At 48.6% G+C, this 20,381-nt stretch carries 23 protein-coding genes; 10 read left to right on the plus strand and 13 right to left on the minus strand.

What is annotated here, in order from left to right; genetic code table 11:
- Window positions 1-35 precede the first annotated feature (35 nt).
- Window positions 36-629, plus strand: coding sequence for a Crp/Fnr family transcriptional regulator (locus KNO95_RS00650; protein ID WP_026826590.1), 594 nt, complete (start codon window positions 36-38; stop codon window positions 627-629).
- Here KNO95_RS00650 and KNO95_RS00655 read toward each other — a convergent pair.
- Entirely contained in the window at window positions 589-1,311 is a 723-nt protein-coding gene (locus tag KNO95_RS00655) for a DUF4386 domain-containing protein (RefSeq protein WP_214878125.1), read from the minus strand. The two genes, KNO95_RS00650 and KNO95_RS00655, sit on opposite strands and share 41 nt — an antisense overlap.
- A 182-nt stretch (window positions 1,312-1,493) precedes the next feature.
- On the opposite strand from KNO95_RS00655, the gene KNO95_RS00660 reads away from it, so the two are divergent.
- Complete coding sequence (locus KNO95_RS00660; protein WP_214700572.1) at window positions 1,494-2,588, plus strand: MBL fold metallo-hydrolase; 1,095 nt, start codon at window positions 1,494-1,496, stop codon at window positions 2,586-2,588.
- Between the two features lie 22 nt (window positions 2,589-2,610).
- Here KNO95_RS00660 and KNO95_RS00665 read toward each other — a convergent pair whose 3' ends face one another.
- The 3 genes from KNO95_RS00665 to trhA form a co-directional block, all read right to left on the minus strand.
- Window positions 2,611-3,828, minus strand: a complete 1,218-nt coding sequence (locus KNO95_RS00665; RefSeq protein WP_214878127.1) for an MFS transporter — start codon at window positions 3,826-3,828, stop codon at window positions 2,611-2,613.
- Window positions 3,829-3,925: 97 nt separating this feature from the next.
- Window positions 3,926-4,621: a DsbA family oxidoreductase gene (locus tag KNO95_RS00670; RefSeq protein ID WP_026826587.1), complete on the minus strand. Its 696-nt coding sequence runs from the start codon at window positions 4,619-4,621 to the stop codon at window positions 3,926-3,928.
- Between the two features lie 87 nt (window positions 4,622-4,708).
- Window positions 4,709-5,353, minus strand: coding sequence for a PAQR family membrane homeostasis protein TrhA (trhA, locus tag KNO95_RS00675; RefSeq protein ID WP_026826586.1), 645 nt, complete (start codon window positions 5,351-5,353; stop codon window positions 4,709-4,711).
- A 127-nt stretch (window positions 5,354-5,480) separates the two neighbouring features.
- Between trhA and KNO95_RS00680 the strand changes: the two genes are divergently transcribed.
- On the plus strand, window positions 5,481-5,999 hold the full coding sequence (locus KNO95_RS00680) for a DUF1836 domain-containing protein (protein ID WP_214702532.1): 519 nt from the start codon (window positions 5,481-5,483) through the stop codon (window positions 5,997-5,999).
- A gap of 42 nt (window positions 6,000-6,041) precedes the next feature.
- Here KNO95_RS00680 and KNO95_RS00685 read toward each other — a convergent pair whose 3' ends face one another.
- From KNO95_RS00685 to KNO95_RS00695, 3 genes are all read right to left on the minus strand, one after another.
- A complete protein-coding gene (locus KNO95_RS00685; protein ID WP_026826584.1) occupies window positions 6,042-6,656 on the minus strand; it encodes a PH domain-containing protein in 615 nt (204 codons plus the stop codon).
- Between the two features lie 12 nt (window positions 6,657-6,668).
- The gene (locus tag KNO95_RS00690) at window positions 6,669-7,502 is read right to left on the minus strand and encodes an aldo/keto reductase (protein ID WP_026826583.1); all 834 of its coding nucleotides are present in this window, start codon (window positions 7,500-7,502) and stop codon (window positions 6,669-6,671) included.
- A gap of 68 nt (window positions 7,503-7,570) precedes the next feature.
- Entirely contained in the window at window positions 7,571-8,476 is a 906-nt protein-coding gene (locus KNO95_RS00695; protein WP_235181859.1) for an MBL fold metallo-hydrolase, read from the minus strand.
- A gap of 368 nt (window positions 8,477-8,844) precedes the next feature.
- Between KNO95_RS00695 and abc-f the strand changes: the two genes are divergently transcribed.
- From abc-f to KNO95_RS00710, 3 genes are all read left to right on the plus strand, one after another.
- The gene (abc-f, locus tag KNO95_RS00700) at window positions 8,845-10,542 is read left to right on the plus strand and encodes a ribosomal protection-like ABC-F family protein (RefSeq protein ID WP_214878129.1); all 1,698 of its coding nucleotides are present in this window, start codon (window positions 8,845-8,847) and stop codon (window positions 10,540-10,542) included.
- An 11-nt stretch (window positions 10,543-10,553) separates the two neighbouring features.
- Window positions 10,554-11,312: a hypothetical protein gene (locus KNO95_RS00705; protein WP_214702524.1), complete on the plus strand. Its 759-nt coding sequence runs from the start codon at window positions 10,554-10,556 to the stop codon at window positions 11,310-11,312.
- Window positions 11,313-11,422: 110 nt separating this feature from the next.
- Window positions 11,423-12,325, plus strand: coding sequence for a cation diffusion facilitator family transporter (locus KNO95_RS00710; protein WP_026826579.1), 903 nt, complete (start codon window positions 11,423-11,425; stop codon window positions 12,323-12,325).
- Window positions 12,326-12,353: 28 nt separating this feature from the next.
- Here KNO95_RS00710 and KNO95_RS00715 read toward each other — a convergent pair whose 3' ends face one another.
- A complete protein-coding gene (locus tag KNO95_RS00715) occupies window positions 12,354-13,196 on the minus strand; it encodes a metallophosphoesterase (RefSeq protein ID WP_214878131.1) in 843 nt (280 codons plus the stop codon).
- Window positions 13,197-13,289: 93 nt separating this feature from the next.
- The gene (locus tag KNO95_RS00720; protein ID WP_015881037.1) at window positions 13,290-13,703 is read right to left on the minus strand and encodes an organic hydroperoxide resistance protein; all 414 of its coding nucleotides are present in this window, start codon (window positions 13,701-13,703) and stop codon (window positions 13,290-13,292) included.
- A gap of 117 nt (window positions 13,704-13,820) precedes the next feature.
- On the opposite strand from KNO95_RS00720, the gene KNO95_RS00725 reads away from it, so the two are divergent.
- Together KNO95_RS00725 and KNO95_RS00730 are read left to right on the plus strand one after the other, a co-directional pair.
- A complete protein-coding gene (locus tag KNO95_RS00725) occupies window positions 13,821-14,273 on the plus strand; it encodes a MarR family winged helix-turn-helix transcriptional regulator (protein WP_214700581.1) in 453 nt (150 codons plus the stop codon).
- 13 nt (window positions 14,274-14,286) lie between these two features.
- The gene (locus tag KNO95_RS00730) at window positions 14,287-15,201 is read left to right on the plus strand and encodes a CAP domain-containing protein (RefSeq protein WP_026826576.1); all 915 of its coding nucleotides are present in this window, start codon (window positions 14,287-14,289) and stop codon (window positions 15,199-15,201) included.
- Window positions 15,202-15,233: 32 nt separating this feature from the next.
- Here the strand turns inward: KNO95_RS00730 and KNO95_RS00735 are convergent, their stop codons facing one another.
- Complete coding sequence (locus KNO95_RS00735) at window positions 15,234-15,707, minus strand: glutathione peroxidase (RefSeq protein ID WP_026826575.1); 474 nt, start codon at window positions 15,705-15,707, stop codon at window positions 15,234-15,236.
- A gap of 160 nt (window positions 15,708-15,867) precedes the next feature.
- Between KNO95_RS00735 and KNO95_RS00740 the strand changes: the two genes are divergently transcribed.
- Both KNO95_RS00740 and KNO95_RS00745 read left to right on the plus strand, forming a co-directional pair.
- On the plus strand, window positions 15,868-16,386 hold the full coding sequence (locus KNO95_RS00740) for a VanZ family protein (protein WP_214878133.1): 519 nt from the start codon (window positions 15,868-15,870) through the stop codon (window positions 16,384-16,386).
- 295 nt (window positions 16,387-16,681) lie between these two features.
- A complete protein-coding gene (locus tag KNO95_RS00745; RefSeq protein WP_026826573.1) occupies window positions 16,682-17,986 on the plus strand; it encodes a murein hydrolase activator EnvC family protein in 1,305 nt (434 codons plus the stop codon).
- A 31-nt stretch (window positions 17,987-18,017) separates the two neighbouring features.
- Here the strand turns inward: KNO95_RS00745 and KNO95_RS00750 are convergent, their stop codons facing one another.
- The 3 genes from KNO95_RS00750 to KNO95_RS00760 form a co-directional block, all read right to left on the minus strand.
- Window positions 18,018-18,188, minus strand: coding sequence for a hypothetical protein (locus tag KNO95_RS00750; protein WP_167330582.1), 171 nt, complete (start codon window positions 18,186-18,188; stop codon window positions 18,018-18,020).
- A gap of 43 nt (window positions 18,189-18,231) precedes the next feature.
- The gene (locus tag KNO95_RS00755) at window positions 18,232-19,077 is read right to left on the minus strand and encodes a GNAT family N-acetyltransferase (RefSeq protein ID WP_214878135.1); all 846 of its coding nucleotides are present in this window, start codon (window positions 19,075-19,077) and stop codon (window positions 18,232-18,234) included.
- A 70-nt stretch (window positions 19,078-19,147) separates the two neighbouring features.
- On the minus strand, window positions 19,148-20,365 hold the full coding sequence (locus KNO95_RS00760) for a dicarboxylate/amino acid:cation symporter (protein WP_214878882.1): 1,218 nt from the start codon (window positions 20,363-20,365) through the stop codon (window positions 19,148-19,150).
- Window positions 20,366-20,381 lie beyond the last annotated feature (16 nt).

The raw sequence follows: 20,381 nt of genomic DNA on the forward strand, positions 1-20,381 counted from the left end.
GAATAAATCGGTTTTCCTGAAAAGGAGTGAGTTGAGTGAAAGACGTCCTGATTCAATATATGAAGCGATTTACGGATATGAGTGACGAAGAGTGTGAACGGTTGACAGCCGATGTACCGATTACCACATTTCCGAAAGGTACGATTTTATTACATCAAGGAGACGTCCCGACTAAATGCTATTTCGTACTGAGTGGCTGCATTCGTCAATATAAGGTCGACGAAGAAGGGAACGAGCATACCGTCGATTTCATCACGGAAGAACAGAGCATCACCATATTGACGAAACATCAATCGGACGGACGGTCACCGTATTCATTATCGTGTCTGGAGGAATGTTGTCTCGTCGTCGGTGATCTTGCGACGGAGCAACAACAATACGAGATGAATCCTATCTTTGAGGCGATGACACGTGACATGATTGAAGAGGACATGGGGACGATGCGAGATGAGTTCGCTGAGTTCATGTCTTCTTCACCTGAAGAGAGATATCAGGCATTGATGGAGAAGAGACCTGACTTGGTTCATCGCGTCCCTCAATATCAACTCGCGAGTTACCTTGGCATCACCCCGGAATCACTTAGTCGAATCAAGAAGCGGGCGATGCGTCACCTTCGGATTGTCGAGTGAGGTCATGAATAGGAAGTGTTCTTCCTTTCACAATTAACCATACGGCAAAGGCCAACTCCCCGACGAACATTGGGAGCATGAGAAACAGTTCGAGCATTGCCGTCATGCCTTCAACTGCAGGGAATTGATAAAGGACATGGACGAGCGTATAGCTGAAGCCGGCAAGGAGGAGCAGGATCCCGATCATTCTCGGAATAAGCCGGGTCCGCACTGCCATCCATCCGATTGCGATAAGGTGAAGCCCGAACACAATCAAGCCGAATGACCAAATGCCTTCAAAGGAAGTGACCGTCTCATACATTTGTCTAGCTGAAGCGGATGTATCGAGGAGGCGTTCGGCTTCGACGAGTCGCAAAACGGCAAACGCGAGAATCAGTGTATAGACGAATCGAAGTGCTCCGATGAGTAGGGCGAATGTGACATGCAGCGGTTTGAAGACACGGTATAGTCCGTAGGCGACAATCAGGTCTAGCCCGACAATGATGCCCCAGCCGATGATCCCGAAACGAAACAACGTCGGATGACTCATTAAGTTTTGATACGTCGTCATCGGATCATTTTCGATTATGAGGGATTGGTAGACATATCCTTGCGCGAAAAAGGCGACGAGTGCCATGAGGACGAGGGCAATCCCGGACGAGAATGCGGCACGTCGCTGTGAACGTAAAGGTGAATGTGTCATGAGAAAAACTCCTTTCGATTAATCTTATCTCCATCATAAAAGGGTGGACGAGGGTTCACATTGACTTAAATCAAGAACACTCTATTTTTTTGAAAGATTAGTGAATCTGCATACTAATCGAGATGAGAATGAGGAATGCACGCTATAATCAATTCAACGAACTTGTAGAAAAGAGGATCTAAATGAAAAAGACGATGTTGCTCTCATTAGTCGGAATGGCGGCTGTCACTGGTACGATTCTGACGCAGTACAAACCACTCGGACGTAAACCAAAATCACTTCAATCCCCGAACCGGGTCAACGGAACGTTCCGTAATCAATACGAGACGCCGATGAACTTTTCCGCAGAGGACATGGTATCGATGGCGCGCGACTATCGTGATGTGACCTCACTGCGCAAGCCGACTGAACGTTTACCGATCGTGCCCATCGATTTCGAGGAGAAGACGGGCTCAAGCTTCACGAGAATCTACTGGCTCGGTCATTCGGCCCTCATGGTGCAAATGGATGGGAAGACGATGCTCGTCGACCCGATGTTTGGACGAAGCCCATCCCCGCTTCCGTTCGCGAAAAATGAACGCTTCAGCGAAGACTTGCCGTTCGACCTCGAGGATTTGCCTGAGATCGACGTCGTCTTATTGACGCATGACCATTACGACCATCTAGACTATGGAACGATCCTTGCCCTCAAAGACAAGGTCGCCTTGTTCATCGTGCCGCTCGGTGTAGGAAGTCATTTGAAACGATGGGGTGTCGGTGCAGAGAGAATCGTGGAGCGAGATTGGAACGAGTCTTACACGTTCGGGAATTGGACGTTTGTCTGCACACCTGCACGTCACTTCTCCGGTCGTTCGTTGACGGACCGAAACAGTACGCTCTGGGCATCATGGGTCGTTCTCGGCGAGGCGGACCGTCTCTTCTTCAGCGGAGACAGCGGCTATGCTCCTCACTTTAAACAGATTGGTGAACAGTACGGACCGTTTGATTTCGCCGCTCTCGAATGCGGACAATATGACGTGCGCTGGCCGGACGTCCATATGCAGCCAGAAGAGACGGCGCAAGCGTTTCATGATCTACGTGCCGACCAAATGATGCCGATCCATTGGGGTGCGTTCACACTGTCGTTCCACGATTGGTTCGACCCGGCAGAACAAATGGCATCGCTATTACCGAAAGAAGTCGTCCTCACTCCGAAGATTGGTGAGCGCATCACGCTCGACGGTCGAAATGATACGACGACGTGGTGGCGAGAGCTCCAAGACGCAAACAAGCGATGACCGATGTCATCGCTTGTTTTTATTAAGAAGAGATTTTCTCAACAGAGTCTTCTTCGATATGCAGTTTATGTTTTCGCGTATACACAAGAAATGCAGCCGTCATGGCGATGGAACTGATTCCGAACAAGACGACCATGAGCTGAAGTCCGATCAAATCGAGGAAGAACCCTGTCACGAGCAGGACGACTTGGAAGACAATCCGATCGAGCATGTTACGGAACGAGAAGAAGCGACCGTGATACTCTTTTGGCATCCGTGTCTGAAAAATCGTGACAGCCGTCGGGAAAAAGCAACCGACCGAGAAGCCGAAGAGGACGAACGCGGCAATCGACATGAACGGGATGTCCGCGAAATAAAGCATGAGTTGCGCGACGCCAATCAAAAACGAGAACGAGAATAAAATCGAGAACGCCGAGAATTTTTCTCCGATTCGCTTGATCATGAAGGCACCTGTCATAAAGGCGAGTCCCTCAGCCGTATAAATCCACCCTTTAATTGCCGTCGAGTCTTGCAGTTCACTGATGTTGATGACGAGCAAGTTGAACCCTCCGATAAAGAGGAGCGGGATGAGCGTCATGACGAGGGTCATGAAGATGACTGGGATCGATTTGATGATGGGGAAGACGTCCTTGAAACCGCTCGACGCTTTCGCATCCAGTTTCTTCGCCGACGGTGTCTTCGTTTCGTCTAGCTGTAAGAACAGCGTCGCAACCGCAAGCAACAGATAGGCGACGAGCGAGAGTGCATAGACGTTCCGAAGTGAGATGAGCGTCAACAACACACCGGCAATCGCCGTCCCGATGACGCGCGACAACGTCGAGACGTTCATATGGACGCCGTTCAAGGCGAGGAGTTCCCGTTCTTTCACGATGAGCGGAATCGCTGCCTGCAGAGCAGGGAAGTAAAAGGCGGCCGATCCTTGTAAGATAATTAAAAAGACGACCATCCACACGACCGAATTCGTTTCGATGGCAACGAACATGAAGAGCACACTAAACGCCCGAACGACGCTTGAGATGAGCATGATTTTTTTCTTAGAGCCTTGGTCGGTCAAGCGTCCCGCGAGCGGACCGATGGCGACCCCGGCGAGTAAGCCGATGGCGAGAATGACCGCCTTCACAAAGTCAGATGGGACACGGTCTTGCATAAATTCCAAGTTCCCGATGATGCCGAGCCATAGACCGAGACCGGCGACGAATTCGCCCGTCAGAATGATCCAGACGTTCCGATTTTTCCACATAGATGTAGTCCTCGATTCTTATATGCTAATCACTATTATCAAGTAGTGGGGTGAAGAATACCACAAAAAAGAAGCCGACGTTCGGCTTCTTCATGAATCAAATATCACAGTTGTCGTCCGTGCATGTCGCACCGTTCGAGAGGACTTGAATCGTCGGGTTGTTCTCAGACCAAACTTTTTCGAGTACTTGCGTGAACGCTTCTGTCGGTTGAGCACCGGATACCCCGTATTTATTGTCGAATACGAAGAAAGGTACACCTGTGATGCCGAGGTCGCTTGCTCGCTTCTCTTCGGCACGAACGTCATCCGTATATACGTCGGTCGTCAAGACATCACGTACCGCGTCACCGTCGAGTCCGACGCTTGTCGCGATGTCAAATAGGACATCGTGGTTCCCGATGTGTTTGGCATCGATAAAGTAAGCCTGAAGCAACGCTTCCGACAATTCTTTCTCTTTCCCGACCGTCTTCGCATAATGCGTCAAACGGTGCGAGTCGAGCGTACCTGTGACGACCATGTTCTCGAAATCATAGTCGAGACCGACTTCGCGAGCTTGAGCAGCAACTTGTGCCGTCGTGCCTTTCGCTTGTTCGATTGGCATGCCATACTTCGTCGCGAGCGCTTCATAGATGGTACGTGAATCATTTGTCGGAGCGTTCGGATCGAGCTCGAAACTCTTGAATTCGACTTCCACTTGGTCCGCCTGGGGGAACTGTTCGAGTGCTTCTTCTAAACGACGCTTCCCGATATAACAAAACGGACAGACATAATCTGACCATACTTCAATTTTCATAGTGAATCCCTCCTGTTCTTAGTGTAGAAAATCTTGAATTCAAAGTACAGGAAACGGCTCACAAAAAAAGCCCTCCACGCGGAGGACTTAAAAGACGTACCAGAAGACACAGACGAAGTGGGCGAAGCTTCCGAACAAGATGAACAAATGGAATACTTCATGGAAACCCCATCCCCGCCAGTTGACGAACTTCGGCTTGAACCCATAAATGAGTCCGCCAATCGTATACATGACACCTCCGAGCACGAGCCAGAAGATGCCGGCGTTCCCGATTACATCATGGAGCGGTCCGATGAAGAAGACCGACAACCAGCCCATCCCGATGTAGAGCGCGGTCGACAAGAAGCGCGGGGCATGGAACCAGACAAGTTTGAAGACGATTCCGAACAAGGCGAGTGCGTGTACCGTGCCGAAGAGGACCCATCGTGTCGGGCCTTCGAGCGCGAGTAGCGTCAGAGGCGCATATGTACCCGCAATCAATGCGTAAATCATCGCATGATCGATTCTCCGGAAGAAGGCAATGACGTTCGGTGAAGCGATGATGCTATGGTAAAGACCAGACGATAAATAAAGGAAGACGAGGCTGATGCCAAATAAAATTGCGGCCATAATCGCGAGTGGCGAACCTAGCAGTGAGGCTTTGACGACCATAGCGATGAGCGCAACGAAAGCGAGCAAGGCTCCAGCGAGATGCGTCAGCGCGTTGATTGGTTCCCGAAAAATTGAATTCATGTAAAACACTCCTTATCACATCATGTAGTATCGATAACTACATGATATACTGAATGAGACTAAACAGCAAGGTATACCTTTCGACAACGGGAAGAGTTCTTTATACTAAAGAGGAGAGGTGAAACAGATGAAATCAAAAAAAATTGCCGAAACAGAAGGGACGCTTCCTCGGGAAGTGTTACCAACAATCGACTTATACATGGACCAGGTCATCCAATTGTTCGAGCAGCATTATGGCAAAATGAAGCGGAATGAGGATGAGACGATTTTGACGAAGACGATGATCAACAACTATGCGAAGGGCAAGTTGTTCCATCCCGTCAAAAATAAGAAGTATACGAATGAACATCTCATGTTACTCAGTTTGATTTATGAGATGAAGGGCCTCTTATCGATTAGTGATATTAAGGAAACGCTCCGACCGTTGAATGAGTCGGACGAGACGTTCTCTCTTGAGGACTTTTACGAGGCGTATCAGGCACAAAAAATGAAGAATGTAGAAGCGTTCGAGGTTCAAGCAGACATGCTTTTGAATGCATCGCTCGAAAAAGAGGGTGGTGTGCAGCGGTCGCTCGCTATCGCGTCTGCCGTTCACATGAGCCACTTGTATCAACGATTGGCCGAGCAGTTGATCGACGAAACGTAAAAGAACTCCTCGTCAGGAAATCTTCCTGTGAGGAGTTCTTTTTCAGTTATTGATGTACTTCTCATACACCGAACCGAAATCTTTTCGATTCGACTCACGATAGTGACGTTGGAGCCAATCGAACGATTGCTCGTTCAACTCTTTAAACGTGTTCGGCACGTTCATGTCACCTTCGCGAAGTCCGCTCAAAATGGAGACCGAGTGTGTGAGTGATGTGTTCGCATATTCCATCATACGACGACCTTCTCGTTGAATCTCTTCAATCGCGAGGAGTGCCTTATATAAATCTTTCACGTGTTCGATTTGCTTCTTGTTGATATCAATCGAGTACGGTTTATCCCCGATTGTGAATTTTACCTCGACATCGAGGTCGACGGTGCCCGCTGTTTCGAACATGACGTGCTTGATTGGATAATGCGAATACGGATAACGATAGAGGACGCGCTTCGAACTGATGGCGCTCGTTCCATCGAGGTGGATCATCGACAAGTTGGTGAAACAATACTCATCTGATTTTGACTTGATCAAGAAATATATCTTCTCATTGTCCTCATGAAGGACGTAATCATCTGCATCCGCCTTATCGAAGTCAGATGGGTCAATCACCTCACCGATGTCGCTGAAGCCGGTCAAATCAGAAGCTAGTTTTTTGAACATGTCATTCACTCCTCAATAATGGATTTTGTGCATCTCTTTCGGGTCGGAGCCGGTGCGTTCATCACGGTTGAGCGCATCGATGGCCGCCATCTCTTCATTCGTCAACGTGAAGTCGAATACCTGTATGTTCTCTTTGATTCGACTCGGTGTAACCGATTTTGGAATGACGGCGACCCCGTTTTGTAAGTGCCAACGTAAGATAACTTGGGCTGGAGACTTGGCGTGACGGTTCGCGATTTCGACAATTGTGTCATCTTCGAGCGCTTCGCGTCCTTTCATGAGTGGGCTCCACGCTTGAATTTGAATGTCATATCGCTTACAGAATGCAATCAGGTCTTTTTGAGACAAATATGGATGAATCTCGACCTGATTCACCGCAGGAACAATCGAGCAGGATTGAATAATTTGTTCTAAATGCTCGATCTCAAAGTTCGAGACACCGATGGCACGGACTCGTCCTTCCTCATACAATTGCTCGAGTGCCTTGTACGTTTCGACAAACTTACCAAAACGCGGCATTGGCCAGTGGATGAGGAATAAGTCGACATACTCAAGACCGAGTCGGTCGAGACTATCCTGAAACGCTTGAAGTGCCTCGTCAAACCCATGGAACTCATTCCAAAGTTTCGTCGTCACAAAAACTTCTTCACGTGGGACACCTGCTTCACGCAGCGCTTGCCCGACGCTTTCTTCGTTCTGATAAATTGCGGCCGTATCGATCAATCGGTAATCTGCATCGAGCGCAGTTTTGACCGTGTCGACCGTCACCGCACCATCTTCGACCTTGTACACACCGAGTCCGAGCATCGGCATGTTGACAGTATTATTCAATGTCGTCCATTCCATAATAAATCCCTCCCTCTCGTCTCTAACGTTACCGAACTTTTGGGTGAAGGGAAAGTATAAACTATAAGCTATAAGCGGATGCTTTCTCCATGCGTCTTGATTGCGATTTGACCACGATCGATTTTTGCGGCCGCTACGAGACGGTGATACGGCTCATCGATTGGCTCGTACGACAGAACGAACGTGTCCCAATGCATGGGGAAGAAGCGCTTCGCTCCGCTCTCTTTGTACATCAACCAAGCCTGTTCAGGTGTGCAGTGCGCCTCTTGGAATGAATCCGGTTGATAGGCACCAATCGGGAAGAAGGCAAGGTCGATTGGTTCACGGTCGGCGAGCCCTTTGAAAGAATCGGTGTACGCCGTGTCTCCCGCAAACAGCATTCGAATTCCTTTGTATTTGAGCAAATAGCCGTTGTAGCCCATGTGCTTGTCCCACGGGAAACGGTTGCCCCAATGTTTGACGGGGATGGCTCGGACATCGAGTCCGTTCGCAAGCGTGACTTTGTCATGCGGATGCAGTTCAAGTGTTTGCATACTCGGATACCTTCGGAGCAGTCGACTCGTCCCTGGGGCCGAAACGACGATTGTATCGCGTGTGATGAGTCGCTTTAGACTTTTGTGGTCAAAGTGGTCCATATGGGCGTGACTGAGCAAGATGACGTCGACCGGTCCGACCTCCTCGATGGAGAGGGCTGGAGCCGTGTGACGTTTCATGCCAATCGTCAGCGGGCCTAAGTGGACACCGATTCGTTTGGAGAAGACCGGGTCCGTCAAAATCTTGAGCCCGTACCAATGAATGAGGACGGTCGAATGTCCAATCCATGTCGCCTGCACATGCGTCTTATCAATGGTTGTCAGTTCTGGACGTTCCGGCCATTTAAATCGCGGGCGGGGGAGCCGTTGTTTGAATCGTGTATAGATAAACGTTCCGACGCTCGCTAAGACGGCACTCGGAACGAGGATGCGTCGACGCATCATGCATCACCTCACTGTTCGAATATACTGTCATCATAACGCGGGGATGAATGAATCGCATCCGCCTAAAGGAGTAGAAAAAACGGGAGATTGTGGGGCGGGTTGTTGCGAATGCGCTTTCAATCTGATAAGGTGACAGTAACTTAGGAAAGGGAGGTACACCGTGCCATGAAAAAAACACATTCACTCCATCGATGAGACGAATCATCACTGTTCGCTTGAACAGTTACGGGTGAAGTGTGTCCATTTTTTCAAGTACGGGAAACGCTCGTTTTCCTCATTTGAACGGATTCCTTCACACCACCGCTTTGAAGCGGATGGTGTTTTTTGTTTCATCGCGTATCGGAAAAATAAGCGAGGTGAAACAGATGTTAGTTATGAAACAAGTCCGGTTTGATTATGACCGGAAACCATTATTTGAAGCGGTCTCTTTTGAGATCGTAGCCGGAGAACGAGCTGTATTGTTCGGATTGAACGGGAGTGGAAAGACGACGCTCTTCCGACTCGTGACAGGGGAATTGACCCCACAAGCCGGGACGATTGAATGTCACGGTGAAATCGGACTCGTCCGGCAGACGATTGAATCCGAGGACATGTCGCTCCTTGAGTGGGTGATGCGGAGCGATCCCGAACGATATGCCCTCTATGAAGATGTGTCTTCAGGCGATGAGGCGCGAGTCATGCGCTCCTATGAACGAGCACTAGCACTCGATGTATACAACTTGGAGCAAGAGGCGAAGAGGGCGTTGACTCGACTCGGGCTAGATGGTCAGCTCGACCGAAACATCAACTACTTGAGCGGGGGTGAGAAGACGCGGGCACAGCTTTCGACATTGACGATGAAGCGGGTCGACCTCGTCCTTCTCGACGAACCGACGAACCACTTGGACATCGAGTCGATCGACTGGCTCACACAGTGGCTGAACCGATTCAACGGGACAGTTCTTGTCATCTCACATGACCGTCAATTGATGGATGATGTCGCAACTGTAATCCTTGAACTGTCGGACGGACAAGTTACCCGTTACCCGGGAAATTATACGGCGTATAAGCGGCAAAAAGAGGAGGAACGTGTGCGTGACGAGCGAGTTCACGCCCGCTACGAGAGCCGGAAGATAGAACTTTTGGAGATGATTGCCCAATATAAAGGGTGGCACTTGAAGGCGAAAGCAACGGCTAGTGTCCGCAACCCAGGGGCGCAAAAAGGAGCAGCTAATCTCGCCGTCAAAATGAAAGCGAGAGAACAGAAGCTGAGACAGCTCGAAGACAATCGTCCGCGGAAGCCGAAAGAAGAGAAGACCATCTCCGTCCGTTTTGCTGCGAATGAGCTCGAAGCGAAGACGTGGCTGACGTGTGAACATATGACGTTTGGATACGGCGAGCCGTTTTATAACCCATTCTCCTTCTCGATTCAAAAAGGAGACCGCATCTCCATCATCGGACCGAACGGAAGCGGCAAGACGACATTATTGAACGTACTGATTGGTGAACGAGCTCCACTTTCGGGTGTCATCCAGCGACATCCCCGTCTGAAGATCGGGTATTTCTCGCAAACACTCGAACGTCTGCCGGAAACGGGAACGCTACTCGAGGCGTTGCTCGCCCATAGTGACATCGAGGAGACGGAAGCGCGGACGCTGCTCGCCCACTTCTTATTCCAGCGGGATGAAGTGAACCTTCCGATTGTCGAGGCGAGTATGGGTGAGAAGTGTCGGATTGCCTTTCTCATTCTCTATTTCTCCGACGCGCATCTCTTAGCACTCGACGAACCGACGAACTATTTGGATGTGGCAACACGCGAACAAATCGAGGCGGCCTTGTCCGTCTATCCGGGCGGGCTGTTGTTGATTTCCCACGACCGTTATTTCCATCGTCTGACTTCACGCACGATTGAATTAGGAGAACACATCGTCATACGTGAGAACGATGAGCGCGATGGACCGGTCGATGTTGAACAAATGGTCCGAACGATGGACGAATTGACAAAACATGACTTGAAATTTTTTGATGAGGCAGGAAACCTCCTACCATTTGACGAAACGAGTGGAATGAATCGAATCGAGTAGGAGTGAAGAACATGAATGGAGGAAGATTGTCGCGCGCGACGACCCGAAAGCGTAAACGCGTATTCCGAATCACGACGGCGGTGGCATTGATGCTCGCCTTAGTTGGCATCATTGCGTTTGCGGCATTGATTGACCAAAAGCAGAAGTCAGCTTTACCGGAATCAGATGAGATTGCAACGGAGATGGTCGATTCGGAGTCCGAACAACCAGAGGATGCCGAAACCGAATTAGCAGAAATGATTTATATCGAACAACCTTATACGAAAGTATATGCGGATGACCGAGTTGCGGTCGTTTACGAAGCCGATCTCGGCGATCGTTTTGAACGCTTGGAGACAGTAAGTGGGTTCGTGAAAGTTCAGTTGAACGAACGAATGACGGGTTGGGTTACGGAAGAGAGTGTCACGACGGATGCACCGGTCTTGTCTGACGATGAGGTGATCGCCGCATGGCAACAAGTCGTGCCGAACGCCTCGGAGACCGTCCTCAACTGGATTGGCAAAGACATAGCGACCGTTCGAGCTGAACTCGGAAATCCTTCTGCCGTTCAACGTGATCAAGTGAACGAGTATCATTTCTATGATGGGTTCTTCCTCATGGTACGAGACCAAAAAGTACGTGCCGTCGATTGGGACAAACAAGCAATCGCGACCCCTGACATCCAACCGACGAGCGAACAACCCGCTGGCGTCTGGTTCGAGGGAGAGGCGGTTCAGTTGAAGCTGTTTCCATACAGTGGCGTGATGCGTGTACGCCTAGAACAAAAGTGATGGGGGGCGGGAGATTCATTCTCCCGTTTTTTTAATGTTTTTCATTCAAATGAACGTTTGAATGTTTCGGTGAAATGGAATAATATAAGAGACAGAAGGAGGAATTAGTCATGGGACATCATCATGATCACGACCATCACCATCATCATTCCACGAACCAGCGTGCGCTATTCTTTGCTTTCATCCTGATTGCGACGTTCATGGTCGTTGAAGTCATCGGTGGTCTATGGACGAACAGTTTGGCGCTCTTGTCGGATGCAGGACATATGCTCGGAGATGCAGCGGCGTTAGGGCTAAGCTTCCTAGCTGTACGATTCGGGGCGAAAGCGGCGACGCCTAGCCGGACATTCGGGTATCGACGTTTTGAAATTTTAGCGGCATTCATAAATGGGCTGACGCTACTCGTTATCTCGATCTATATTCTTATAGAGGCATACCAACGGATAAGTGCTCCACCGGAAATTTTGAGTGGTGGTATGTTGATTGTTGCCATCATAGGGCTACTCGTCAATATCCTTGCCGCTTGGATTTTAATGCGCGGGGAGAAAGATAATTTGAACGTGAAGAGTGCTTTACTTCACGTGTTCGGCGATTTACTCGGATCGGTTGGAGCGATTACGGCCGCAATCCTCATCATGGTGTTCGGATGGACTTGGGCTGACCCGGTCGCGAGTGCGTTTGTAGCTGTCTTGATTTTGATTAGCGGCTATCGCGTGACACGTGAGGCAATTCATATTTTGATGGAAGGATCACCGGCACAAATCGATGTCCGAGCGATGCAAGAAGAGATTGCTAGTGTTGATGGGGTGAAAGAGGTGCACGACTTGCACGTCTGGTCGATCTCATCGAGTGAGCATGCCGCGACATGCCACGTATTAATCGGAGAAGAGGCAGATGATCAAGCCGTGTTACGACAAGTGACGGAGCGGATTCGTAAATACGGAAAGTTCGAGCGCTCAACGGTACAGGTCGAACGAGAGCGACAATGTTGTGAGGAACGGATCATCTGGTAAGACAACGGACACTTCCCTTGAGTGTCCGTTATTTCCCGTGCACATCAATCACCACAATCTCTGGTGGGTTATAGATCCTTGGCACGTTGAAACTATAGTTGAATCCTCGCCCAATCACATGGGTGAACGTCTCATGTTCATAAAGACCTCCTGCATATTTCGGGAAGAACCCTTGGTCAGGAGCGAATAAACCGTTCAATAGATAAGGAATTCTTACTTGTCCACCATGGGCGTGTCCAGATAAGACGAGATCGAAAGGCAAGTCGGCATATGTGTCCACTTCCTCAGCGCGATGGGAGAGGAGAACGTTGAACGTGTCGTTCGATTCGACGTTTTGCATGGATGATGCGGCATCCGTTTCCCAACTTCCATAAATGTTTTCGGTATACGTTCGTAACGGATCCTCTAATCCACCGATGACGAGTTCGATTTCATTGATTGTAATCGGTTCCCATTCGTTTTCAAGGACGGTCACCCCGTGAGAACGGAAGACGTTTTTGACATTATGGCGTACGTAATCTTCAGAGTCATCGATTTCATGATTGCCTGTAACGAAATACATCGGCGCGATGCCCGCAAGTCCCTCGATGAGTTCGAAAGCGGGTTCCGGGGAACGATAACGGTCGAGCAGGTCACCCGGTAAGGCGATGAGGTCCGGTTCCTGAGCACGGACTTGATCGATTAAAATCGATTGTTTATGACCGTAAGAGGCGCTATGTAGGTCAGAAAGGAGTACGATGCGGAGCGATTCATCCACTGACAATTTTTCTGAGGTCACGTTGTACGTCCGAACGGTCAGCGCGTTATAGGTCGCCGTGAACAACAAGATACCGAGCACAACAAAAAGAAGAGTCGATTTTCGTTTTGTCATCAGAATCCTCTCCTTTCACCTCTTGCTTCTATCTTACCCCTGACACGCAGGATGAAGCAAAAAAATCCCGCTCCTGAAGAGCGGGATGAACGATTATGCTGCTTTTGCTGTCAGTTTGACATCGACGTTGCCACGAGTCGCTTTCGAGTAAGGGCACACTTGGTGTGCTTCTTCAACGAGGCGTTCCGCTGTCGCTTGGTCGACGCCTTTGATTTCGACTTCAAGCTCGACTGAAATGAAGAAGCCTTCATCGTTTTGGTTCAATGTGACGTGACCTGTGACGCTCGAACCGTCTGTCTTCACACGTTCTTTCCCGATGATGAGGTTGAGGGCACTACCGAAGCAAGCCGCATAGCCAGCTGCGAAAAGCTGTTCCGGGTTCGTCGCACCGTCGACGTGTTTCGCGCCAGGCATTGAAACGTTCATGTCGATGACGCCGTCTGTTGATTTCACGTGACCTTCGCGGCCACCGATTGCGGTTGCTGATGCTGTGAATAGTGATTTCATGATTAAATTCCTCCATTTCATTTTTAACAATTAAGTTGTGCACAATTTAAATTATAGAGCAGTCAAAAAGTTTCGCAAATGATATGCTTGGCTAAAGAAGAGTACGGAGGATTAGGCATGGAACAATCATTAAAGTTAGAAAATCAAATCTGTTTTCAGTTGTATACCGCTTCAAAAGAGCTTACCCGTCTATATCGCCCGATTTTAGCACCGCTAAACCTGACATACAGCCAATACCTGGTGATGCTCGTTTTATGGGAAGAAGATGGAATCGATTTGCGTCAGCTTGGAGAGAGGCTGACATTAGACTCAGGTACCTTGTCACCGCTCGTCAAACGATTAATCCAAATCGGATATGTCGAAAAGAGTCGTGCAATGTACGATGAACGAAAAATTGTTGTCCGTCTGACAGCAACCGGTAGCGCGTTGCGTGAGCAGGCAGTCAACGTGCCTTTACAAGTAAGTGGTATGCTGAATATAGACGAAGCGACGTATGTCGCGTATATGGAGATGCTCACTGATATTAAAGGTAGATTACACGATTTTGGAGAGCGTCAGCGGGAGCAGTAAGGGAGGAGGAGCCATGTTTCGAAAATTGATCATCTTATTGATGGCGATCGGACTCTATATGGCTTGGCAATATGAGATGCCGAACGTATCAGCTCCGACGAGTGTGCAAGTTCAGTCAGAAGTGGCGAACGAACGCGTGTCGGACGCGCCAAAATTTGCAAGTCAGTATGCCGGGCATGACTGGTATTTGGTCGATCGCGGCGGCAATCGCGGACTTGAATTGATTGACGAGGACGGTGCGAAGAAAGGGTTTTATCAGTTCGAGACAGGCAGTACGTATCGCAGTCTCGTCTTGAACGAAACAACACGTGACCAAGTCGAGGACATCGGCTTTGAAGATGTGACATCTTATAATAAAGGGTTGAATCGATACTTGATTCCAGATGATCCAGCTTTTTCAGTTTTCGCGATTGATGGACAGTACGTCACCTTCTTTTTCGATCAGCATGACGATGACCTGTTGAAAGGTATTTTATCGGTCGAGCGTCGTGTCGAAGAGGCGAGTGAGGGATACTATGGCGATTTATCGAAAGAAGGAACTGTCGCCAATGAGCAGTTGATGCGTATCCTCATGAATTGGGACCGGGAGAAGTTTGATTTGAACGCCTTGTCTGACTACGAACCCCTTTATCCAGTCGTTCGAGCCCACAGTCAGAACATGGCGCAGAACGATTTCTTTAGTCACACCGACCCAGAAGGACGTGATCCGTTCGACCGGATGGATGAGGCAGGACTTTCCTACTCGATAGCTGGTGAGAATTTGGCGATGGGACAGATGAGCGTATTTCATGCACATTGGGGACTCATGAATTCGAAAGGTCACCGTGAGAACATCTTGCAACCCCGATTCACGCATGCAGCCGTCGGCCTCGCCTATAATGATGAGAGCAGTCCATTCTATACAATCAACTTCATTACACCACGATGAAAGGATGACTCCTCGGAGCCATCCTTTTTTGGTCAGATCAATTTTTTAATCGCATCTTCAATCTCATCCGGTGTCGTCTGTGGCGAGAAGCGCTCGATGACGTTTCCATCACGGTCGACTAAAAACTTCGTGAAGTTCCATTTGATTGTCTTTGACCCGAGGAGTCCGGGAGCTTCTTTCGAGAGATACGTAAAGAGCGGATGAGCGTCCTTGCCGTTCACATCGACTTTTGCGAACATCGGGAACGATACCCCGTAATTCAGTTGACAGAATTCTTGAATCTCTTCGTTTGAACCTGGGTCCTGATGTCCGAACTGATTGCACGGGAAGCCTAAGATTTGTAACCCTTGACCTTTATACGTATTGTATAACGACTCGAGTCCGTCGAGCTGCGGCGTGAAACCACATTTGCTCGCTGTGTTGACGATGAGTAGGACATCGCCTTTATATGTAGCTAACGGTTGTAGCTGTCCTTTCATGTTCATTGCTTCAAAATCATAAATCATGTTGATTCCCCCTTTTCGTTAGTATATCAAGGGAGTAACGGGGTGACGACTTTGAACACGTTATGTGCAATCAAATTGTTATGAAATCATGATGTCGCTGTTACATCTTTCTCACAGAAGAATCCGTATAATGAAAAACGTTGTAGAAAGGAACGGTGTTATGCGATTTTTAAAAAATGAATTTATATGGATTGCGCTTATCTTAATCGGCTTGTTCTTATCAAGTGCGACTCCTTACTCGGATCAGTCCATTGTGTCGCCGCTAGAGCGATTCAATTGGGAGTGGATCGAACCTACGCTAGCGAACGTGCAGTTCGACTACGCCGGAAAGGAAATCTCACTTGAGACGTTAGGAACAGCAGGACTGATTGAATTCTTTATGAGGAAAACGGCACATGTCGTTACATTTTTTGCACTCGGTGCATTATTTGTGAAAGCCATCTCGAGAACGAACCTGCATGCCGGACTGAACTTATTGTTCGCTTGGACGCTTGCCAATTCGGTCGCGATCTTTGATGAATATCATCAAAGCTTGACTCCTGAGAGAACTGCGTTATTAGAAGATGTTCTCTTAGATAGTAGCGGTGCTGCTGCAGGGGTTATCCTGATTGGTGGGTTCTTGTTACTTCTTTTGAAACGGAGAAACGGGAAACGAGCTGGATATGTGGCATTGAGGTAAACAAAAAATGATATAGGTTACTATGTGAAAAGCGCTTTCTTTGAGTGCTTTTTTTCTTTTTAAAACTATTTTGTGACAACAAATCAAATAAAAAACTGTTTATACCCACGTTTTTTAAGCGATAAAACCTAAATCAGGTCAATGTCATACGAATGAAATATAAGTGTAAAATAACTTTTGGTTTAGATTGCTATAATGAGTCACAGAGCGAATGAAATATCGCGACTCATCTTAATAAAAAATACTTGAATGATAATAGATAAAAAATACACGGAAATCAGCGGAGGGAAGCACATTGGGTAACTTGAAGAAATTTGCAGCGACGGTCACTTTAGGCGCACTTTTGATTGGCGGAACGTCACCGACTTATGCGGCCTCACTTACAGAGAAGCAGAAGAAAGTTCAGGAACAACAACAAAAGAATAGCAGTGAACAATCGAAAGCAAATTCTTCGATCCAATCACGTGAGCAAGCCATCAGCAAAGAACAACAAGAAATCAACAAGTTAGATGCTGAACTCCAGGACGTCATCAATGATGTCGCTCAGAAAAAAGCTGAGATTCGTGCAACTGAAGAAAAAATCAAAAAACTTCAAGAGCAAATCAAAAAATACGAAGCAAAAATGAAAGCACAAGAAGAACTTATGAAAGATCGTATGGCGACGATGCAAAAAAACGGTGGCTCGTCAGTCAACTGGGCAGAATTCATCTTCGGATCAAAAAACTTCAGCGATTTGATTACACGCATGATCACAGCTGGTACGATTCAAGAGAATGACCAACAGATCTTTGAAGAGTACGAAGCAACGAAAGAAAAACTCGCGAAAGCGCAAGCTGAACTTAAGGCAGAACGTGATTCACTCGTGAAGCAAAAAGAAGAACTTGAGAAACGCCAGAAAGAGCTTGATCAAAAAATGAAAGAGCGCGCTGCGAAAATCAAGAAACTTGAAGCTGAAAAAGTGAAATTCGAATCGAAACTCATGAGCTTGCAAGAGATGGAAGACACGCTCAAAGCTCAAGAAAAAGCGATTCAATCAGAAATCGAAGCACAACGTCGTGCTGAAGAAGAAGCACGTCGTGCAGCCGCAGCGGCAGCTGCCGCTGCTAAAAAGCAGCAAGGTTCGAGCTCGAACAGTGGTTCTACTAGTGCAGCAACAACAACACCTGTTGCATCTGCACCGGCAAGCGGCGGTATGTTCCAACGTCCTGCAAGCGGTCGCCTTACGCAAGGATGGGGTCCAGCAAGCGGCGTGAACGGCTACACATTCCACAACGGTCTTGATATCGCAGCGTCAGTTGGTACACCAATCTACGCAGCGGCTACTGGAACGGTCACACGAGCTGGATGGGGTGGCGCATACGGGAATCATGTCATGATTACTCACGTCATCAATGGTCAAGTTTGGACGACAGTTTACGCACACATGAGCTCAGTCTCAGTCAAAGCGGGTCAACGCGTGTCACAAGGCCAAAACCTCGGAGGCATGGGTAGCACAGGGAACTCGACAGGTTCACACCTTCACTTCGAGATTCACCGTGGCGGTTACTCATGGTCATCATCAAGCGCGGGTGGGACAGTCAACCCAGCATCATTCTTCTAAACACAAATATAGTGATCGACGAACGCGTCGATCACTTTTTTGATGTCTGATACACAATGAACGTCAGGAGCGCGGCACCGATGACACTGAGCCAGAGCGTATCGATGTTCGGGTTATCGAGAACGCTCTGTCCCCCGACGATCAACATATAGAGAAGGAGCGCCACACCGAGTGCACGTAAAATAAAACGGAATCTAACCATGAAAAATCGCCTCCACCTATTAGTATAGGGGAGGCGATGCGTTTCATCTAGCGAGTCGGACCCAAGCGGAGTGCATAATCTGCTCGTAGCCGACTTCCTGATAGATTTTGTTTGATGTCGGATTCGTCAAGTCCGTATAAAGGACACAAAATGATTTTGTCTCGAGGAGCTGACGGCTGAGATCGGCGACGAGACTTCGTGCATACCCTCTTCCTCGTGCGTCAGGTGACGTATAGACGAACGAGACGGTGATGCCGTTCTCGGTCGGACGTGCTCGTTTCGCACACGAGACGACTTGTCCATCGACTTCCCAAAAGACAGCTTCTTCTCTCTCGAGCATCGTTTGGACGGCCTTTGTCACTTTCTCTGGCGGAGATGAACGGAGACCTGACTCGGCTTCAAAGGCACTATACCAAGCCTCGAGCTGTCCTTGGTCGTCGGTCGTCGCTTCTCGCATCCTTCCTGTCGCCATGTCGATGTCTTTCACACTGTCGAGGCGATAGAGCCCTTGGGACATGTTTATCTCGCTCGTCCCAGATGTGATCTCCTGCCAGCTCTTCGCGAACCGTTCGGCTTGTTTGCGTTCTGAGACGACCTCGGTGAAGGGGATCTCGTTTTCGAGAAGGTGCGGGATGATGAAGGACGGGAGTTCGTCCGAGCGTCCTGAATCCACGACGATGTAATGGAGTGGATGTGGCGGTGTCACTTGCAGGATGGCGAGCAGTTCACCGTCCGCTTCGACGGTGAATTGATGAAACGTCTCATAGACGCCTTGTATCACGTTATTCAATACGCCGATCATGAGGCTGTTCTTCGCTTCGTCTTTCGACAATGCGTCCATGACGCGGTCAGAGAAGTGATTCGGGTCTTTCCATTCAATCCATTCCATATGTATTGCTCCTTTTCAATGAAGACAAAAACGGACAAACCTGTTGGCTTGCCCGTTTATGATTTTTGTTTTATGCGATATCTTCTTGTTTCGAGGCTGTGTTGTCGAGAAGTTTCGTATTGTGCTTGAAGTAATGGACAATCTTCGCGATGGCGCCATCACCCGTGACGTTTGTAGCTGTCCCGAAGCTATCCTGTGCCAAGTAGAGTGCGATGACCAAGCTTTGCATCGTCGCGTCGAATCCGAGGATTGAACCGAACAATCCAAGTGATGCCATAACGGCTCCACCCGGTACACCAGGTGCTGCGATCATCGTTACACCTAGTGCAAGGATGAATGGGAGGACGATCGCGTAAGACATCGGCATGCCGTTCAAGTACATGAGCGCGACACCGACCGACGTGAGTGTGATCGTCGAACCTGACAAGTGGATTGTTGCCGAGAGTGGGATGACGAAGTTGGCGACACCCTCGTCCGTGTTGTTCAACTTCGCTTGGCGAAGCGTGACTGGAATCGTCGCAGCCGATGATTGCGTCCCGATCGCTGTGAAGTAAGCCGGCATCATCGTCTTGAGCAACTTGAACGGATTCTCTTTGTTGAGACCACCTGCGATTGAATATTGAATCATGAGCATCGTTAAATGTAGGACGATGATTGTGACGAAGACGAGTGAGAATACCGAGAGGATCTCAGCGACCTGACCCGCGTACGTCATGTTCATGAAAATTCCGGCGATGTGAATTGGTAGTAATGGAATAATGACTTTACTGATTAAGAGCTCGATGATATCGCGGAAATCCATGGCGAGGTCAAGTGACCGTTTGCTTTCGATGGCGGCAATCCCGATGCCGATGACGAAAGCTAAAATGAGAGCGGTCATGACACCGAATACAGGTGGAATTTCAAATTCCATGAATCCTTTCAATAAGGCTTCCTCTGGATTTTCGGCTCCTACTGTAGAACGTGATAAAATTTGCGGGAACAAGTTGCTTGTTGCGAAATAGGCGAGCGTTCCTGCGACAACGGTTGATGCATAAGCGATGAGTGCTGTGAGTCCGACTAACTTTCCTGCTCCTTTTCCAAGTTCCCCGATTCCTGGGATGATGAACGCAAGAATGATCAATGGGATGGCGAAGCCTAAGAACTGCCCGAAGACTGTGTTGAACGTCACAAACGTCCGAACAATCCAGTTCTGACTTTCTGGTACGATGCTCCCGAGCAAAATCCCGAAAGCAATCGCGATGATGATGCGACCTAAGAGGCCAATGCGTAGTTTCAAATCAATCATCCTTTCTGTTTGTTTG

Origin of the sequence: Exiguobacterium sp. ERU653 (genome assembly GCF_018617775.1) — a bacterium.
In the GTDB taxonomy this organism is placed as follows: Bacteria; Bacillota; Bacilli; order Exiguobacteriales; family Exiguobacteriaceae; genus Exiguobacterium; species Exiguobacterium marinum.

Excerpts from the sequence above, each read along its gene's own strand:
- KNO95_RS00725 (WP_214700581.1), top strand. The coding sequence starts at position 13,821 with ATGGAACAATCATTAAAGTTAGAAAATCAAATCTGTTTTCAGTTGTAT.
- KNO95_RS00680 (WP_214702532.1), top strand. The coding sequence starts at position 5,481 with ATGAAATCAAAAAAAATTGCCGAAACAGAAGGGACGCTTCCTCGGGAA.
- KNO95_RS00735 (WP_026826575.1), bottom strand. The coding sequence starts at position 15,707 with ATGATTTATGATTTTGAAGCAATGAACATGAAAGGACAGCTACAACCG.
- KNO95_RS00755 (WP_214878135.1), bottom strand. The coding sequence starts at position 19,077 with ATGGAATGGATTGAATGGAAAGACCCGAATCACTTCTCTGACCGCGTC.
- KNO95_RS00665 (WP_214878127.1), bottom strand. The coding sequence starts at position 3,828 with ATGTGGAAAAATCGGAACGTCTGGATCATTCTGACGGGCGAATTCGTC.
- KNO95_RS00760 (WP_214878882.1), bottom strand. The coding sequence starts at position 20,365 with ATGATTGATTTGAAACTACGCATTGGCCTCTTAGGTCGCATCATCATC.
- KNO95_RS00740 (WP_214878133.1), top strand. The coding sequence starts at position 15,868 with ATGCGATTTTTAAAAAATGAATTTATATGGATTGCGCTTATCTTAATC.
- KNO95_RS00750 (WP_167330582.1), bottom strand. The coding sequence starts at position 18,188 with ATGGTTAGATTCCGTTTTATTTTACGTGCACTCGGTGTGGCGCTCCTT.
- KNO95_RS00670 (WP_026826587.1), bottom strand. The coding sequence starts at position 4,621 with ATGAAAATTGAAGTATGGTCAGATTATGTCTGTCCGTTTTGTTATATC.
- KNO95_RS00730 (WP_026826576.1), top strand. The coding sequence starts at position 14,287 with ATGTTTCGAAAATTGATCATCTTATTGATGGCGATCGGACTCTATATG.
- KNO95_RS00655 (WP_214878125.1), bottom strand. The coding sequence starts at position 1,311 with ATGACACATTCACCTTTACGTTCACAGCGACGTGCCGCATTCTCGTCC.
- KNO95_RS00715 (WP_214878131.1), bottom strand. The coding sequence starts at position 13,196 with ATGACAAAACGAAAATCGACTCTTCTTTTTGTTGTGCTCGGTATCTTG.
- trhA (WP_026826586.1), bottom strand. The coding sequence starts at position 5,353 with ATGAATTCAATTTTTCGGGAACCAATCAACGCGCTGACGCATCTCGCT.
- KNO95_RS00705 (WP_214702524.1), top strand. The coding sequence starts at position 10,554 with ATGAATGGAGGAAGATTGTCGCGCGCGACGACCCGAAAGCGTAAACGC.
- KNO95_RS00720 (WP_015881037.1), bottom strand. The coding sequence starts at position 13,703 with ATGAAATCACTATTCACAGCATCAGCAACCGCAATCGGTGGCCGCGAA.
- KNO95_RS00695 (WP_235181859.1), bottom strand. The coding sequence starts at position 8,476 with ATGCGTCGACGCATCCTCGTTCCGAGTGCCGTCTTAGCGAGCGTCGGA.
- KNO95_RS00690 (WP_026826583.1), bottom strand. The coding sequence starts at position 7,502 with ATGGAATGGACGACATTGAATAATACTGTCAACATGCCGATGCTCGGA.
- KNO95_RS00685 (WP_026826584.1), bottom strand. The coding sequence starts at position 6,656 with ATGTTCAAAAAACTAGCTTCTGATTTGACCGGCTTCAGCGACATCGGT.
- abc-f (WP_214878129.1), top strand. The coding sequence starts at position 8,845 with ATGTTAGTTATGAAACAAGTCCGGTTTGATTATGACCGGAAACCATTA.
- KNO95_RS00660 (WP_214700572.1), top strand. The coding sequence starts at position 1,494 with ATGAAAAAGACGATGTTGCTCTCATTAGTCGGAATGGCGGCTGTCACT.
- KNO95_RS00710 (WP_026826579.1), top strand. The coding sequence starts at position 11,423 with ATGGGACATCATCATGATCACGACCATCACCATCATCATTCCACGAAC.